This window comes from Streptomyces sp. NPDC029296, from assembly GCF_055569255.1.
Window position 1 is genome coordinate 74,314 of record NZ_JBVHXT010000028.1, and the last position, 15,198, is coordinate 89,511.

14 protein-coding genes are annotated in these 15,198 nt (G+C 72.7%); 12 read left to right on the forward strand and 2 right to left on the reverse strand.

All coding sequences use genetic code 11. The features are described 5' to 3' along the window. Positions 1–221 precede the first annotated feature (221 nt). From recG to mutM, 8 genes are all read left to right on the forward strand, one after another. Positions 222–2,426, forward strand: coding sequence for an ATP-dependent DNA helicase RecG (recG, locus tag ACZ4W9_RS24165; protein ID WP_467939212.1), 2,205 nt, complete (start codon positions 222–224; stop codon positions 2,424–2,426). Positions 2,427–2,504: 78 nt separating this feature from the next. After that, a complete protein-coding gene (rsmD, locus tag ACZ4W9_RS24170) occupies positions 2,505–3,092 on the forward strand; it encodes a 16S rRNA (guanine(966)-N(2))-methyltransferase RsmD (protein ID WP_467939129.1) in 588 nt (195 codons plus the stop codon). Between the two features lie 26 nt (positions 3,093–3,118). Continuing rightward, positions 3,119–3,598: a pantetheine-phosphate adenylyltransferase gene (gene coaD / locus ACZ4W9_RS24175; RefSeq protein ID WP_467939214.1), complete on the forward strand. Its 480-nt coding sequence runs from the start codon at positions 3,119–3,121 to the stop codon at positions 3,596–3,598. A gap of 57 nt (positions 3,599–3,655) precedes the next feature. Next, positions 3,656–4,774, forward strand: a complete 1,119-nt coding sequence (locus ACZ4W9_RS24180; RefSeq protein WP_467939131.1) for a cell division initiation protein — start codon at positions 3,656–3,658, stop codon at positions 4,772–4,774. Positions 4,775–4,904: 130 nt separating this feature from the next. Beyond that, complete coding sequence (locus tag ACZ4W9_RS24185) at positions 4,905–5,549, forward strand: YceD family protein (protein WP_467939133.1); 645 nt, start codon at positions 4,905–4,907, stop codon at positions 5,547–5,549. A 2-nt stretch (positions 5,550–5,551) separates the two neighbouring features. Continuing rightward, positions 5,552–5,725 carry a 50S ribosomal protein L32 gene (gene rpmF / locus ACZ4W9_RS24190; protein ID WP_007493396.1) on the forward strand — a complete coding sequence of 58 codons (174 nt, stop codon included), beginning with the start codon at positions 5,552–5,554 and terminating at the stop codon, positions 5,723–5,725. Between the two features lie 19 nt (positions 5,726–5,744). Then, complete coding sequence (gene rnc / locus ACZ4W9_RS24195; RefSeq protein WP_467939135.1) at positions 5,745–6,566, forward strand: ribonuclease III; 822 nt, start codon at positions 5,745–5,747, stop codon at positions 6,564–6,566. Between the two features lie 128 nt (positions 6,567–6,694). Further along, entirely contained in the window at positions 6,695–7,555 is an 861-nt protein-coding gene (mutM, locus tag ACZ4W9_RS24200; protein ID WP_467939137.1) for a bifunctional DNA-formamidopyrimidine glycosylase/DNA-(apurinic or apyrimidinic site) lyase, read from the forward strand. Here mutM and ACZ4W9_RS24205 read toward each other — a convergent pair. Beyond that, a complete protein-coding gene (locus ACZ4W9_RS24205; RefSeq protein WP_467939139.1) occupies positions 7,528–7,923 on the reverse strand; it encodes a winged helix-turn-helix transcriptional regulator in 396 nt (131 codons plus the stop codon). The two genes, mutM and ACZ4W9_RS24205, sit on opposite strands and share 28 nt — an antisense overlap. Before the next feature lie 138 nt (positions 7,924–8,061). On the opposite strand from ACZ4W9_RS24205, the gene ACZ4W9_RS24210 reads away from it, so the two are divergent. Continuing rightward, positions 8,062–8,646, forward strand: coding sequence for a flavodoxin family protein (locus ACZ4W9_RS24210; protein ID WP_467939141.1), 585 nt, complete (start codon positions 8,062–8,064; stop codon positions 8,644–8,646). Positions 8,647–8,802: 156 nt separating this feature from the next. Here the strand turns inward: ACZ4W9_RS24210 and ACZ4W9_RS24215 are convergent, their stop codons facing one another. After that, positions 8,803–10,017: a CAP domain-containing protein gene (locus tag ACZ4W9_RS24215; protein WP_467939143.1), complete on the reverse strand. Its 1,215-nt coding sequence runs from the start codon at positions 10,015–10,017 to the stop codon at positions 8,803–8,805. A 158-nt stretch (positions 10,018–10,175) separates the two neighbouring features. On the opposite strand from ACZ4W9_RS24215, the gene ACZ4W9_RS24220 reads away from it, so the two are divergent. The 3 genes from ACZ4W9_RS24220 to ACZ4W9_RS24230 all read left to right on the forward strand — a co-directional run bounded on the left by ACZ4W9_RS24220 (position 10,176) and on the right by ACZ4W9_RS24230 (position 15,107). After that, complete coding sequence (locus ACZ4W9_RS24220; RefSeq protein ID WP_318201173.1) at positions 10,176–10,457, forward strand: acylphosphatase; 282 nt, start codon at positions 10,176–10,178, stop codon at positions 10,455–10,457. A 380-nt stretch (positions 10,458–10,837) separates the two neighbouring features. After that, positions 10,838–11,041, forward strand: a complete 204-nt coding sequence (locus tag ACZ4W9_RS24225; RefSeq protein WP_467939145.1) for a hypothetical protein — start codon at positions 10,838–10,840, stop codon at positions 11,039–11,041. A gap of 247 nt (positions 11,042–11,288) precedes the next feature. Further along, entirely contained in the window at positions 11,289–15,107 is a 3,819-nt protein-coding gene (locus tag ACZ4W9_RS24230; protein WP_467939147.1) for an AAA family ATPase, read from the forward strand. Positions 15,108–15,198: the final 91 nt, after the last annotated feature.

A 15,198-nucleotide genomic window follows, 5' to 3' on the forward strand; every position in this document is an offset into this window, starting at 1 on the left:
CCTGTGGGGTCTGGGAGTCCATCGTCACTGCGCCGCAGAAGGGCGTGCGTGCGGCGCGGGGTCGGGCGGTCCCGGCGGGGCGGTGACCGCGAAGGATGGCCGGAACGCGCCATCCTAGGGCCGGATCAGCGCGTCTGACCAGGAGTTTCCCTGATGTTTACGGCACCCCGTCCGGGCGGCGCGGGGCGTGGTCTACGGCATTGTCAGTGCCGTGGTGTGCAATTGATGGCGTGCCCGCACTGCAAGAACCGCTCAAGAAGGTGCTCGGCCCCGCCACCGCGAAGGTGATGGCCGAGCACCTCGGCCTGCACACCGTCGGCGACCTGCTGCACCACTACCCGCGCAGATACGAGGAGCGCGGCCAGCTCACCCACCTCGCCGACCTCCCCATGGACGAGCACGTCACGGTGGTCGCCCAGGTCGCCGACGCCCGTCTGCACACCTTCGCCTCGGCCAAGGCCCCCCGGGGCAAGGGCCAGCGCCTGGAGGTCACGATCACGGACGGCAGCGGCCGCCTCCAGCTCGTCTTCTTCGGCGCCGGCGTGCACAAACCCCACAAGGACCTGCTGCCGGGCACCCGCGCGATGTTCGCCGGCAAGGTCTCCGTCTTCAACCGCCGCCTCCAGCTCGCCCACCCGGCCTACGAGTTGCTGCGGGGCGACGGCGAGGAGGCCGTGGAGTCCTGGGCCGGCGCCCTGATCCCCCTGTATCCCGCGACCGCCAAGCTGGAGTCCTGGAAGATCGGCAAGGCGGTCCAGACGGTGCTGCCCAGCGCCCAGGAGGCCCTGGACCCGCTCCCGGAGTCGCTGCGCGCCGGCCGCGGCCTGCTCCCGCTCCCCGAGGCCCTGCTCAAGATCCACCGCCCGCACACCAAGGCCGACGTCGCCGACGCCCGCGCCCGCCTGAAGTGGGACGAGGCGTTCGTCCTCCAGGTCGCCCTGGCCCGCCGCCGGCACGCCGAGACCCACCTGCCCGCCGTGCCCCGCGTCCCCGGCCCGGACGGCCTGCTCGCGGCCTTCGACGACCGCCTGCCCTTCACCCTCACCGAGGGCCAGCGGAAGGTCTCCCGCGAGATCTTCGACGACCTCGCCACCCCCCACCCGATGCACCGCCTCCTTCAGGGCGAGGTCGGCTCGGGAAAGACCATGGTGGCCCTGCGCGCCATGCTCGCCGTGGTCGACGCGGGCGGTCAGGCGGCCATGCTGGCGCCCACCGAGGTGCTCGCCCAGCAGCACCACCGCTCCATCACCGAGATGATGGGGGAGCTGGCCGAGGGCGGCTTCCTGGGCGGCGCCGAGCACGCCACCAAGGTGGTGCTGCTCACCGGCTCGATGGGCACGGCGGCCCGCCGTCAGGCCCTGCTCGACCTGGCCACCGGCGAGGCCGGCATCGTCATCGGCACCCACGCCCTGATCGAGGACAAGGTCCGGTTCCACGACCTCGGCCTGGTGGTGGTCGACGAACAGCACCGCTTCGGCGTGGAGCAGCGCGACGCCCTGCGCAGCAAGGGCGAACAGCCCCCGCACCTGCTCGTCATGACGGCCACCCCCATCCCGCGCACGGTCGCCATGACGGTCTTCGGCGACCTGGAGACCTCGGTGCTGGACCAGCTCCCGGCGGGCCGCTCCCCGATCGCCAGCCATGTCGTCCCGGCCGCCGACAAGCCCCACTTCCTGGCCCGCGCCTGGGAACGGGTCCGCGAGGAGGCCGGGGCCGGCCATCAGGCGTACGTGGTCTGTCCGCGCATCGGCGACGAGGAGGACGACCCGAAGAAGGCCGGCCGGAAGCCCGCCGAGGGCGACGCGGACAAGCGGCCCCCGCTGGCCGTGCTCGACGTGGCCGACCAGCTGGGCCGCGGCCCCCTCAAGGGCCTGAAGGTGGAGGTCCTGCACGGCCGGATGCACCCCGACGACAAGGACGCCGTGATGCGCCGCTTCGCGGCCGGTGAGACCGACGTGCTGGTCGCCACCACCGTCATCGAGGTCGGCGTCAACGTCCCGAACGCCACGGTCATGGTCATCATGGACGCCGACCGCTTCGGCGTCTCCCAGCTCCACCAGCTGCGCGGCCGGGTCGGCCGCGGCTCCGCCCCCGGCCTGTGCCTCCTGGTCACCGAGATGCCCGAGGCGAGCCCGGCCCGTCAGCGGCTGAACGCGGTCGCCTCCACGCTCGACGGCTTCGAGCTGTCCCGCATCGACCTCGAACAGCGCCGCGAGGGCGACGTCCTGGGCCAGGCCCAGTCCGGCGCCCGCTCCAGCCTGCGGGTCCTCGCCGTCATCGAGGACGAGGAGGTCATCGCGGAGGCGAGGGCGGAGGCGGCGGCGGTCGTGGCGGCCGACCCGGAGCTGGAGCGCCTGCCGGGCCTGCGCACGGCCCTGGACGCCCTGCTGGACGACGAGCGGGAGCAGTACCTGGAAAAGGGGTGAAGTGTCCCCCCAGGGGCGCGAGGAACCGCGCGACCAGCCACAATGAACCGTGAACCCGCCCACGAAGAAGGACCCCTCATGACCCGCGTGATCGCCGGTGCCGCCGGCGGACGGCGCCTTGCGGTACCCCCCGGCACCGGCACCCGCCCCACCTCGGACCGCGCACGCGAGGGCCTCTTCTCCACCTGGCGGTCCCTCCTCGGCGGCCCCCTGGAGGGCGAACGCGTCCTCGACCTCTACGCCGGCTCGGGCGCCGTGGGCCTGGAGGCCCTCTCCCGGGGCGCCGGTCACGCCCTCCTGGTCGAGGCCGACGCCCGCGCGGCCCGCGTCGTCCGCGAGAACGTCCGGAACCTGGGCCTGCCCGGCGCCGAGGTACGCGCGGGCAAAGCGGAACACATCATCCGCGCCGAACCCCCCGCCGAGCCCTACGACCTGGTCTTCCTCGACCCCCCGTACGCCGTCACGGATCGCGATCTTCGCGAGATCCTGCTCACACTCCACTCGGAGGGCTGGCTCGCCGAGCAAGCGCTCGTCACCGTGGAGCGCAGCACCAGAGGCGGCGAATTCCACTGGCCGGACGGCTTCGAGGCGATCCGGTCCCGTCGCTACGGCGAGGGAACGTTTTGGTACGGTCGCGCCGCCTCTACGTGCGAAGACGCACGATGACCGGACCGGAGAGCGAGGGATCACAAGTGCGCCGCGCCGTCTGTCCCGGGTCGTTCGACCCGATCACCAACGGACATCTCGACATCATCGCCCGAGCCTCCCGTCTGTACGACGAGGTCTACGTCGCGGTGATGATCAACAAGTCCAAGAAGGGCCTGTTCGAGATCGACGAGCGGATCGAGCTGATCCGCGAGGTCACCTCCGAGTACGCCAACGTCCGCGTCGAGGCCTTCCACGGCCTCCTCGTGGACTTCTGCAAGCAGCGCGACATCCCCGCCATCGTCAAGGGCCTGCGCGCCGTCAGCGACTTCGACTACGAACTCCAGATGGCCCAGATGAACAACGGCCTCACCGGTGTCGAGACGCTGTTCGTGCCCACCAACCCCACCTACAGCTTCCTGTCCTCCTCCCTCGTGAAGGAGGTCGCGGCCTGGGGCGGGGACGTCTCGCACCTGGTGCCGCCGCGGGTGCTCCAGGCGCTGAACACACGCCTCGCCGGGGACTGATGGGACTACAGTCGTCCCGTCCGTCTCCAACCCGGCTGTAGAGAGTGGCGAGCACAGGTGGACGTGCAGAAGAAGCTCGACGAGATCGTCTCCACGGTCTCCGGCGCCCGGTCCATGCCCATGTCGGCGTCGTGCGTGGTCAACCGCGCCGAACTGCTCGCGCTGCTCGAAGAGGTGCGCCAGGCGCTGCCCGGCTCCCTCGCCCAGGCGCAGGAACTGATCGGCGACCGTGAGCAGATGGTCGAGCAGGCCCGGCGGGAGGCCGAGCGGATCATCGAGAGCGCGCACGCCGAGCGCGGCTCGCTGGTCTCCGGCACCGAGATCGCCCGCCGCTCCCAGGCCGAGGCCGACCGGATCCTGGCCGAGGCCCGCAAGGAGGCCGAGGAGATCCGCGCCGAGGCCGACGACTACGTCGACTCCAAGCTCGCCAACTTCGAGGTCGTCCTCACCAAGACCCTCGGCTCGGTCGGCCGGGGCCGCGAGAAGCTCCTCGGCACCGGCCCCGGCGTGGACGAGGAGGGCTACGCGGACGAGGACGCCCCCGAGCGCAGCCACGACCCGGAGACCCTGCGCCGGGACGCCGACGCCTACGTGGACGCCAAGCTCGGCGCCTTCGAGGCGGTCCTCGCCAAGACGCTGGAGGCCGTCGGCCGCGGCCGGCAGAAGCTGCACGGCCGGATCGCCACCGACGACCTCGGCGCGCTCGCCGACGACACCACGACCTTCCAGCACTCCAGCGACGCCGACTACCTCGCCGACCTCGCGGCCCTCGCGGACAGCGACCGGGCGGACCGGCGGCGGCCCGAGACGGCGCGGCCCGCGTACGAGCCGCAGCCCGCCTATTCACCCGCCTCCGGCTACGCTCCGGCGGAACCCGCCCTCCGGCAGCCGGACCCCTATACGGGCTTCCCGCAGCAGCCGGCGTACCCGCCGGGCCAGGACCCGTACGGCTACGGGCAGGCGGACCCCTACGGCCACCAGGGCTACGACACCGGGCAGCCCGCCTACGATCCCCATCAGTCCCACCAGCCCCAGCCGCCCCAGGACCCCTCGCACCAGCCGCAGGACCGGCCCCAGCCCCCGCAGGGCTACGCCCTGGACGAGACCAGCCTCTTCGACACGAGCATGATCAGCGCGGAGCAGCTGCGGGCGTACGAACAAGGCCGGGGGCTGTAGCCGGGCACCGGATTGGGCGCTGAGCGAAAGGTCCAGTATCCTGGCTGTTCGGTCGCGCATGCCCGCGATCACCGCTGCCCGGGTACACCGTCGGGCGGCGTCCCTTCGAGTTCGCAGATCGAAAGCAGGAATGGCTTCCAACGCCCGCCTCGACCACCGCAACCCCCTCGTGATCGACACGCACGAGCTGGGCCGGCGTCCTGGCGCGCTGCAGCGCCTGACCCGCGAGATCGACGCTCCCCGGGATCTCGGCATCCCGGGAGTCATCGGAGTGCCGGAAGGCAGCCCGTTGGAACTCGACCTCCGCCTCGAGTCGGTCATGGAAGGGGTGCTTGTCACAGGCACCGCCCGTGCAACGGCCGAGGGGGAGTGCGTAAGGTGTCTGGAGCCGGTCGGGCTGGAGCTCGAAGCGGACTTCCAGGAGATGTTCTCGTACCCTGACGCCGACGACCGGGGCCGTGTGATCGCGGAACCGGGCGCCGACGCCGAGGACGACGAGGACAGGCTCTACATCGAGGACGGTCTGATCGACCTCGAACCTCTGCTGCGCGATGCGGTGGTGCTCGCACTGCCGATGCAGCCGGTGTGCCAGGACGACTGCCCGGGCCTGTGTTCCGAATGCGGAGCGCGGCTCGCGGACGACCCGGACCACCACCATGACGCCGTCGACATCCGTTGGGCGGCATTGCAGGGACTCGCCGACACCATGACGGACGGCGAGAAGGACGAGATGAGCGGCGCCGAAGCGGGCGTCGACGAGAAGCAGGAGAAGTAGCCGTGGCTGTTCCGAAGCGGAAGATGTCGCGCAGCAACACGCGCCACCGCCGGTCGCAGTGGAAGGCTGCGGTCCCCACCCTGGTTGCGTGCGAGCGCTGCCACGAGCCCAAGCTGCAGCACATCGCGTGCCCGTCTTGCGGCACCTACAACAAGCGCCAGGTCCTCGAAGTCTGAGTGGCTGGTGAGAGGCCCGATGACTGACGCGAAAGCAGCTAGTCCCCGCCAGCGCGGGGGTAGTCCGCAGGCCTCGTCCCACACGCTTCTGGAAGGGCGGCTCGGCTACCAGCTCGAGTCCGCCCTTCTGGTGCGAGCGCTGACCCACCGTTCCTACGCGTACGAGAACGGCGGTCTGCCGACGAACGAGCGACTGGAGTTCCTCGGGGACTCCGTGCTCGGCCTCGTCGTCACGGACACGCTGTACCGCACCCACCCCGACCTGCCCGAAGGCCAGCTGGCCAAGTTGCGGGCCGCGGTGGTCAACTCGCGTGCGCTGGCGGAGGTCGGCCGCGGCCTCGACCTCGGCGCCTTCATCCGGCTCGGCCGGGGTGAAGAGGGCACGGGCGGCCGGGACAAGGCGTCCATCCTCGCCGACACCCTCGAAGCGGTGATCGGCGCGGTCTATCTCGACCAGGGCCTCGACGCGGCCTCCGAACTGGTGCACCGCCTGTTCGACCCGCTGATCGAGAAGTCCTCCAACCTCGGAGCCGGCCTGGACTGGAAGACCTCCCTCCAGGAGCTGACCGCGATCGAGGGGCTCGGCGTGCCCGAGTACCTGGTCACGGAGACCGGCCCCGATCACGAGAAGACCTTCACTGCTGCCGCCCGCGTCGGAGGCGTCTCGTACGGCACCGGCACCGGCCGCAGCAAGAAGGAGGCGGAGCAGCAGGCCGCCGAGTCCGCCTGGCGGTCCATCCGGGCCGCGGCGGACGAGCGCGCCAAGCCGGCCGAGGAGCCCGTCCGTGAGACGGCTGACGAGGCCCTCGACCGCGGCGACGCCTCCTCCGCCACCGCCTGACCGAGCGGCACGCGCCGAGTTCGCCGGCACGTGCCGGTCACGCGGCACCCGAGCGCCCGTCCGGCCGTCCGCGCCGGCACGGGCGCTCGTCCCATCCACCGGTCCGTACGGTTCTCACGGGGGGTCCGATGCCCGAGTTGCCCGAGGTCGAGGTCGTCCGGCGGGGCCTGGAGCGCTGGGTCGCCCACCGGACCGTCGCCGAGACCGAGGTGCTGCACCCGCGTGCCGTGCGCCGGCACCTCGCCGGGCCCGACGACTTCGCGCACCGGCTCAAGGGCCGCCACATCGGCACGCCGCGCCGGCGCGGCAAGTACCTGTGGCTGCCGCTGGAGGAGACCGACCAGTCCGTCCTGGCCCACCTCGGCATGAGCGGCCAGCTGCTGGTCCAGCCCCATGACGCGCCGGACGAGAAGCACCTGCGCATCCGCGTCCGGTTCGCCGACTCGCTCGGCACGCAGCTCCGCTTCGTCGACCAGCGCACCTTCGGCGGGCTGTCCCTGCACGACAACACCCCCGCCGGCCTGCCCGACGTCATCGCGCACATCGCCCGCGACCCGCTGGACCCGCTCTTCGACGACGACGCCTTCCACCAGGCGCTGCGCCGCAAGCGGACCACCATCAAGCGGGCCCTGCTGGACCAGCCGCTGATCAGCGGCGTCGGCAACATCTACGCGGACGAGGCCCTGTGGCGCGCCCGCGTCCACTACGAACGCCCGACGGCGAACTTCACCCGTCCCGTCACGGCGGAACTCCTCGGCCACATCCGCGACGTGATGAACGCGGCCCTCGCCGTCGGCGGCACCAGCTTCGACAGCCTGTACGTCAACGTCAACGGCGAGTCCGGCTACTTCGACCGGTCCCTGGACGCGTACGGCCGTGAGGGGCTGCCGTGCAAGCGGTGCGGGACCCTCATGCGGCGCCGCCCCTGGATGAACCGGTCAAGTTACTTCTGCCCGAGGTGTCAGAGGGCGCCGCGCGTCTCGTCGTAGCGCTCGCGGGCCGCGAGGACGTCGTCCATCGCGCCCTCCACGCAGTGGATGAGCGCCAGCAGCCGTTCGGCGACCCGGCGGCCCAGCGGTGTCAGCTCGTAGTCCACGCGCGGCGGATTCGTCGGCTGTGCCTCGCGGTGGACCAGACCGTCGCGCTCCAGTGCGTGCAGGGTCTGGGAGAGCATCTTCTCGCTCACCCCGTCGACACGGCGGCGCAGCTCGTTGAAGCGCAGCGAACCCTCGTACAGCGCGCCGAGCGTCAGCCCGCCCCAGCGGCCCGTGACGTGCTCCAGCGTGCCGCGCGACGGGCAGGCCTTGGCGAAGACGTTGTACGCGAGGTCGTCGTGGTCCTGGGTGGTGGCCGTCATACCCCAAGGGTACGCCCACGCAGCGCTTACCAACAGGTTGCACTAACTGACGGTTAGTGCTTTCCTGTGGTTACCGCACGAGAGCCGCTCTTTCCCGAGCCGCGCCGTGTTCCGCCGCGCCCTTTCCGAGGAGTCCCCATGACCACGCCCGTGGTGTCCATCGCCTACCACTCCGGCTTCGGCCACACCGCCGTGCTCGCCGAGGCCGTCCGCGCCGGTGCCGCCGACGCGGGGGCCGAGGTGCACCTGATCAAGGTGGACGAGATCACCGACGACCAGTGGGAGACGCTGGACCGCTCCGACGCGATCGTCTTCGGCTCGCCCACCTACATGGGCACCGCGTCCGGCGCCTTCCACGTCTTCGCCGAGGCCACCTCCCGGCGCTGGGCCGGCCGGGACTGGCAGGACAAGCTGGCCGCCGGCTTCACCAACTCCGCGTCCAAGAGCGGCGACAAGCTGCACACCCTGCAGTTCTTCCAGACGCTCGCCGCCCAGCACGGCATGCACTGGGTCAGCCTCGGCCTGCTCCCCGGCTGGAACAGCAGCACCGCCTCCGAGAACGACCTCAACCGCCTCGGCTTCTTCTCGGGCGCCGCGGCCCAGTCCGACAACGACCAGGGCCCCGAGGGCGTCCACAAGGCCGACACCGCCACCGCCGAGCACCTGGGCCGCCGGGTGGCGCGGACGGCGAGGGTCTTCGCCCTGGGACGCGCGGCGGCGTAGGCCCGACGGGGACACCGGCCGACGGCATCGAGGGCTCGTGCCCCGGCGGCCCTCCGGAACACCGCCCGACGGGCCCGGCCGCCGCCCCGGCGGTGCTCCGGGACCGTCACCGTCCCCCGTCGCCGGACGCGTGCCCGCGCCTGTCCGGCGGGCGTCTCAGTACCCGAACTCCAGCGTCCACCAAGGGCCGCCCGGGCCGAGGTGGACGCCCGCGCCGAAGGTCGTGAAGGCGGGGTCCAGGATGTTCGCGCGGTGCCCGGGGCTGTCCATCCAGGCCGCCAGCACGGCCGCCGCGTCCGCCTGGCCACGGCCGATGTTCTCGCCGCCGAGACCGTCGACCCCGGCCCGCGCCGCCCGGTCCCACGGCGTCCGGCCGTCCGGGTCGGTGTGGGCGAAGAAGCCCCGCTCGGCCATGTCGTCGCTGAACGCCTCGGCCAGCCCGGTCAGCGCGGAGTTCGCCGCGAGCGCGCCGAGACCGGCCTTCGCCCGCTCGTCGTTGACCAGCTTCAGCACCTCCGCCTCCACGGCGGCCTCCCGCACCACGGTGGCCGTGGGGGAGGGGGCCGGGGCCTTGGTGGCGGGGGCGGCCGTACGGGACGCGGTGGCCTTCGGCTTGGTGGGCTTCGGCTCGGGCGCGGGCTTGGCCGGGGTGGCGGACGCGGACGGCTCGGCCGGCCTGGGCGATGCGGACGGCTTGGACGGCTTGGCGGGCTCGGCCTGCCTGGCCGACGGTGTCCTGGCCGGACCGCGTTCCGGCGCCCGCTTCCCGGCGGCCGTCCGCGAGGGGGACGGTGTGGCGGACGGCGGCTTCGAGGCGGAGGCGGAACCGGAGGGGGACGTGGTGGCCGACGCGCTCGGTGTCCGGGCGGTCCGTTCGCCGCCGCCCCCGCCGGAACCCGCCGGGGGAGCGGCGTCGGCGCTGCCCGAGGTGCCGCCCTGCTCGCTCGCCGTGTTGCCGGGGGAGGCCACGGAGCCCGTCCGCTCCCCGCCGGTGGTGTGCGTACCGCCGCCGAGCCGGTAGTGCTGCAGCCCCGGCACCGCACCCGTGGTCACCGCGACCGTGCCGAGGACGACGGCGACGGACACCCCGAGCAGGGCGGCACGCACCGGCCGCACGGCCTTGAGCCACCGCGGCCCGCCGCGGACCGCCCCCGGGCCGCCCTCGTGACCGGGGCCGTTCCCCGCGTCCGGCGCCGGGTACTCGTCCGTCGCGAACAGATAGGCCTGCGCCTTCGCGGTGGCCTCGGCGTAGGCGTCCGGGTCCGGATACGGCCCGATGTCCCCGGGTATCGGTCGTTCGCCGGCGGGGGAGTGCGCGGGCGAGTGCCGGGGGCCGTCGCTTCCGGCGGCGGAGCGTCGGTGGCGTCCCATGATCCTTGCCCTCTTCCTCGTCCGCGTTCCTCGTACGCACGGCCGACCCAGTCCACTCGTCCGAGTGGTTTCGGCCACGATTCACCGGGTCCGGACGGTACCGGATGCCGCCGGGGTGCGACGTGTCCCGGTCGGCGCCGGCCGGTTAGGTTGCACCCATGAGCGAGGATGTACGACTGGTCGCCTGGGTGCGTGGACACGTGCAGGGCGTGGGATTCCGCTGGTTCACGCGGGCCAGGGCACTGGAGATCGGCGGGCTGAGTGGTTTTGCTCTCAATTTGGCCGACGGCCGGGTCCAAGTGGTCGCCGAGGGGCCACGCGAGGGCTGCGAAGGGCTGCTGGACTGGCTCCAGGGAAGCGACACGCCCGGCCGCGTGGACGGTGTGACAGAGATCTGGGACACACCGCGTGGCGGCTACGACGGCTTCGCGATCCGCTGAACCGGCTCCGCCACGCCCCCCGGGCCGACCCGTGACGGGCCGCCCCGGGCACCCGCCGGAAGCGGAAACGCCCTGGTGGTTGCCAAGACGGGCGTGGCATGGCAGGCTCCGCAGGTACTGCTGGTCGCCACGCCCTGAGGGCCCCGGAGAAGTCGCAGCACCGCCGTGTTCCCGGCCGTGCACCCGGTTCGCCCCCCAATACAGGGCGTGATCGTGTTGACCGTCAAACTTTTTGGTGAGACGCTGAAAGCCCCGCGCACCTTAGCTGTTTGGCATGGAACAACAGCAGAGCAACACCCGGATGTGCCAAGCACCGCGGGTGCGAATCCCTCACGACCCAACCGCATCGGTCGGTCACTCATTGTGGAGGACCATCCATCATGGCAAAGGCGCTTCTCGGTTACGTCGGCGGCTCCGACCCTCGACTCCTCGCCGAGATGCGACGGCTGCAGCAGCGTGTGCAGGACCTGGAGTCCGAGCTCGTACGGATCCAGGCCGAGAACGACGCGCTGGCGGCTGCCGCCTCTCAGAAGAGGATCATGGAGAGCATCGACGCACACCAGGCGGAGCCTGCGCTCACCTGATCGCTGCATCAGCTCCACAACGGCAGGCGCAACGATCGGGTTGCCCGTATCAACCGCTCAGTTGATCCGGCGACTGCGATCCAGTCGTCAGAGTTGCAAGGGACGCTTCGGCGTCCCTTCGTTCTTTCCCCCCGCATCCTTTCACCTTCTTCAACATCTGGTGTGCCCTGCGTGGTCATCGGCGAAACCGCGCGTGGCGCGGGTTCGTGGACCGGGCCGGGAGCCGTGGCGGGTAGAGTCCAGGGGCGTGCACCTCAAGGCCCTGACCCTGCGCGGGTTCAAGTCGTTCGCCTCCGCCACCACCCTCCGCTTCGAACCGGGGATCACGTGTGTCGTCGGCCCGAACGGCTCGGGCAAGTCCAATGTCGTGGACGCGCTCAGCTGGGTCATGGGTGAACAGGGCGCCAAGTCGCTGCGCGGCGGCAAGATGGAGGACGTCATCTTCGCCGGCACCACCGGCCGCCCGCCGCTCGGCCGCGCCGAGGTGTCCCTGACCATCGACAACTCCGACGGGGCCCTGCCCATCGAGTACGCCGAGGTCACCCTCACGCGGACGATGTTCCGCAACGGCGGCAGCGAGTACCAGATCAACGGCGACACCTGCCGCCTGCTGGACATCCAGGAACTCCTCTCCGACTCCGGCATCGGCCGCGAGATGCACGTCATCGTCGGCCAGGGCCAGCTGGACTCCGTCCTGCACGCCGACCCCATGGGCCGCCGCGCCTTCATCGAGGAGGCGGCCGGGGTCCTCAAGCACCGCAAGCGCAAGGAGAAGGCGCTCCGCAAGCTGGACGCGATGCGGGCGAACCTCGCGCGCGTGCAGGACCTCACCGACGAACTGCGCCGCCAGCTGAAGCCCCTGGGCCGGCAGGCGGCCGTGGCACGCCGGGCCGCCGTCATCCAGGCCGACCTGCGCGACGCCCGGCTGCGGCTGCTCGCCGACGACCTGGTACGGCTGCGCGAGGCCCTCCAGGCGGAGATCGCCGACGAGGCGGCGCTGAAGGAACGCAAGGAGGGCGCCGAGCGCGAGCTGGGGCAGGCCCTGCACCGCGAGGCCCTGCTGGAAGAGGAGGTGCGCCGGCTCACCCCGCGTCTCCAGCGCGCCCAGCAGACCTGGTACGAGCTGTCGCAGCTCGCCGAACGCGTCCGCGGCACGATCTCCCTCGCCGACGCCCGCGTCAAGAGCGCCACCTCCGCGCCCGCCGAGGAGCGGCGCGGCCGGGACCCCGAGGACCTGGAGCGCGAGGCTGCCCGCGTCCGTGAGCAGGAGGCCGAGCTGGAGGCGGCCCTGGAGGCGGCCCGGCGGGCACTGGACGACACGGTCGACCACCGCGCCGAGCTGGAGCACCGGCTCGCCCTGGAGGAACGCCGGCTGAAGGACGCCGCCCGTGCCATCGCCGACCGCCGCGAGGGGCTGGCCCGGCTGTCCGGGCAGGTGGGCGCGGCCCGCTCGCGCGTCGCCTCCGCCCAGGCCGAGGTCGACCGGCTGACCACGGCCCGCGACGAGGCACTGGAGCGGGCGGCAGGCGCGCAGGAGGAGTACGAGGCCCTGCGCGCGGAGGTCGACGGCCTGGACGCGGGCGACGCCGACCTGGCCGAGCGGCACGAGGCCGCGAAGCGGGAGCTGGCCGATGCGGAGGCCGCCCTGAACGCGGCCCGCGACGCCCTCACCGCCGCCGAGCGAGGCCGGGCGGCGACCCGGGCCCGCCACGAGGCGCTGGCGCTGGGCCTGCGCCGCAAGGACGGCACCGGCACCCTGCTCGGCGCCCGGGACCGCCTCACCGGCATCCTCGGCCCGGCCGCGGAACTCCTCAGGATCACCCCGGGCTACGAGATCCCCCTGGCGGCCGCCTTCGGCACGGCGGCCGACGCCCTCGCCGTCACCACCCCCGCGGCAGCGGCCGAGGCCCTCACCCTCCTGCGCAAACAAGACGCCGGCCGGGCCACCCTCCTCCTGACGGGAGCCCCCGAGGAAGCGCCCCGAAGGGGCGCGGGGAACGGCACGAGCAACCACGCCGCACCCGCACCCGACGACACGGGCGCAGCCCCCCGAAGGGGCGCGGGGAACGACGCGCCCAGCCACGACGCACCCGCACCCGGCAACGCGGGCCCGGCCGCCCGGGACGACGCTCCCGGCAACGCGGGCCCGGCCCTCCGGGGCGACGCTCCCGGCCATGACGCCTCCGCATCCGGCAACGCGGGCCCGGCCGCCCGGGACGACGCTCCCGGCCGCACCGCACTCGCGGACACCCGGTCCCCCGCCGGCCCCCTCTTCGCCGCCGGCCTCGTCCACGGCCCCGCCGACCTGATGCCCGCCGTCCACCGCCTCCTGCGCGGCGTCGTGGTCGTGGACACCCTCGCCGACGCCGAAACGCTGATCCACGCCCGCCCCGACCTGACCGCCGTCACCGCCGAAGGCGACCTCCTCGGCGCGCACATCGCGCACGGCGGCTCCGCGGGCGCCCCCAGTCTGCTGGAGGTACAGGCCTCCGTGGACGAGGCCGCGGCCGAACTGGCCGAGCTGGAGGTCCGCTGCCGGCGGCTGGCCGAGGCACAGCGCACCGCGGCCGAGCACCGTACGCGGGCCGCCGCCGTCGTGGAGGAACTCGGCGAGCGGCGCCGCGCCGCCGACCGGGAGAAGTCGGACGTCGCCCAGCGGCTCGGCCGCCTGGCCGGCCAGGCCCGCGGCGCGGCCGGCGAGGCCGAGCGGTCGGCCGCGGCGGCGGCCCGCGCGCAGGAATCGCTGGACAGGGCCGTACAGGAGGCCGAGGAACTGGCCGAGCGGCTCGCCGTGGCCGCGGAGGCACCGGTGGAGGAGGAACCGGACACCTCCGTCCGGGACCGGCTCGCCGCCGACGGCGCCAACGCCCGGCAGACCGAGATGGAGGCCCGTCTCCAGGTCCGTACGCACGAGGAGCGGGTCAAGGGGCTCGCCGGACGCGCCGACGCGCTCGACCGGGCGGCCCGCGCCGAACGCGAGGCACGCGCGCGTGCCGAGCGGCGCCGGGCCCGGCTGCGCCACGAGGCGGCCGTGGCCGGCGCCGTCGCCTCCGGCGCCCGGCAGCTGCTCGCGCACGTGGAGGTGTCCCTCGCCCGCGCCGAGCAGGAGCGCGCCGCCGCCGAGGCCGCCAAGACCCGGGGCGAGGGTGCACTGGCCGCCGCCCGCACGGCCGGCCGTGAACTCAAGGCGGAACTTGACAAGTTGAAGGATTCAGTACACCGGGGCGAGGTACTAGGAGCGGAGAAGCGGCTGCGCATCGAGCAGCTGGAGACCAGGGCGCTGGAGGAACTGGGTGTCGAACCGGAGGGGCTGGTGGCCGAGTACGGGCCGCACCAACCGGTGCCGCCCTCGCCCCCCGCCGACGGCGAGCGGCTCCCCGAGGACCCCGGGCACCCGCGCAACCGGCCCCGCCCCTTCGACCGCGCCGAGCAGGAGAAGCGGCTCAGGGCGGCCGAGCGGGCGTACCAGCAGCTGGGCAAGGTCAACCCCCTCGCACTGGAGGAGTTCGCCGCGCTGGAGGAGCGGCACCAGTTCCTCGGCGAGCAGCTGGAGGACCTGAAGAAGACCCGCGCCGACCTGCTCCAGGTGGTGAAGGAGGTCGACGAGCGCGTCGAGCAGGTCTTCACCGAGGCCTACCGGGACACCGCCCGCGAGTTCGAGGGCGTCTTCGGCCGGCTGTTCCCCGGCGGCGAGGGCCGTCTGGTGCTGACCGACCCCAACAACATGCTCACCACGGGCGTGGACGTGGAGGCGCGGCCGCCGGGCAAGAAGGTCAAGCGGCTCTCCCTGCTCTCGGGCGGCGAGCGCTCGCTGACCGCGGTGGCGCTGCTGGTGTCGATCTTCAAGGCCCGGCCGAGCCCGTTCTACGTCATGGACGAGGTCGAGGCGGCGCTGGACGACACCAACCTCCAGCGGCTGATCGGGATCATGCGGGAGCTCCAGGAGAGTTCGCAGCTGATCGTGATCACGCACCAGAAGCGCACGATGGAGGTGGCCGACGCGCTCTACGGCGTCTCCATGCAGGGCGACGGCGTCTCGAAGGTCATCTCCCAGCGGCTGCGCTAGCCCTTTTCAAGATCCACTAGCGGCATCCCCGGAAGATCAAGCGCCCCAGTGTTCAGTTCTTGAACGCAAGATCGTCGGGCATATCTGAAAA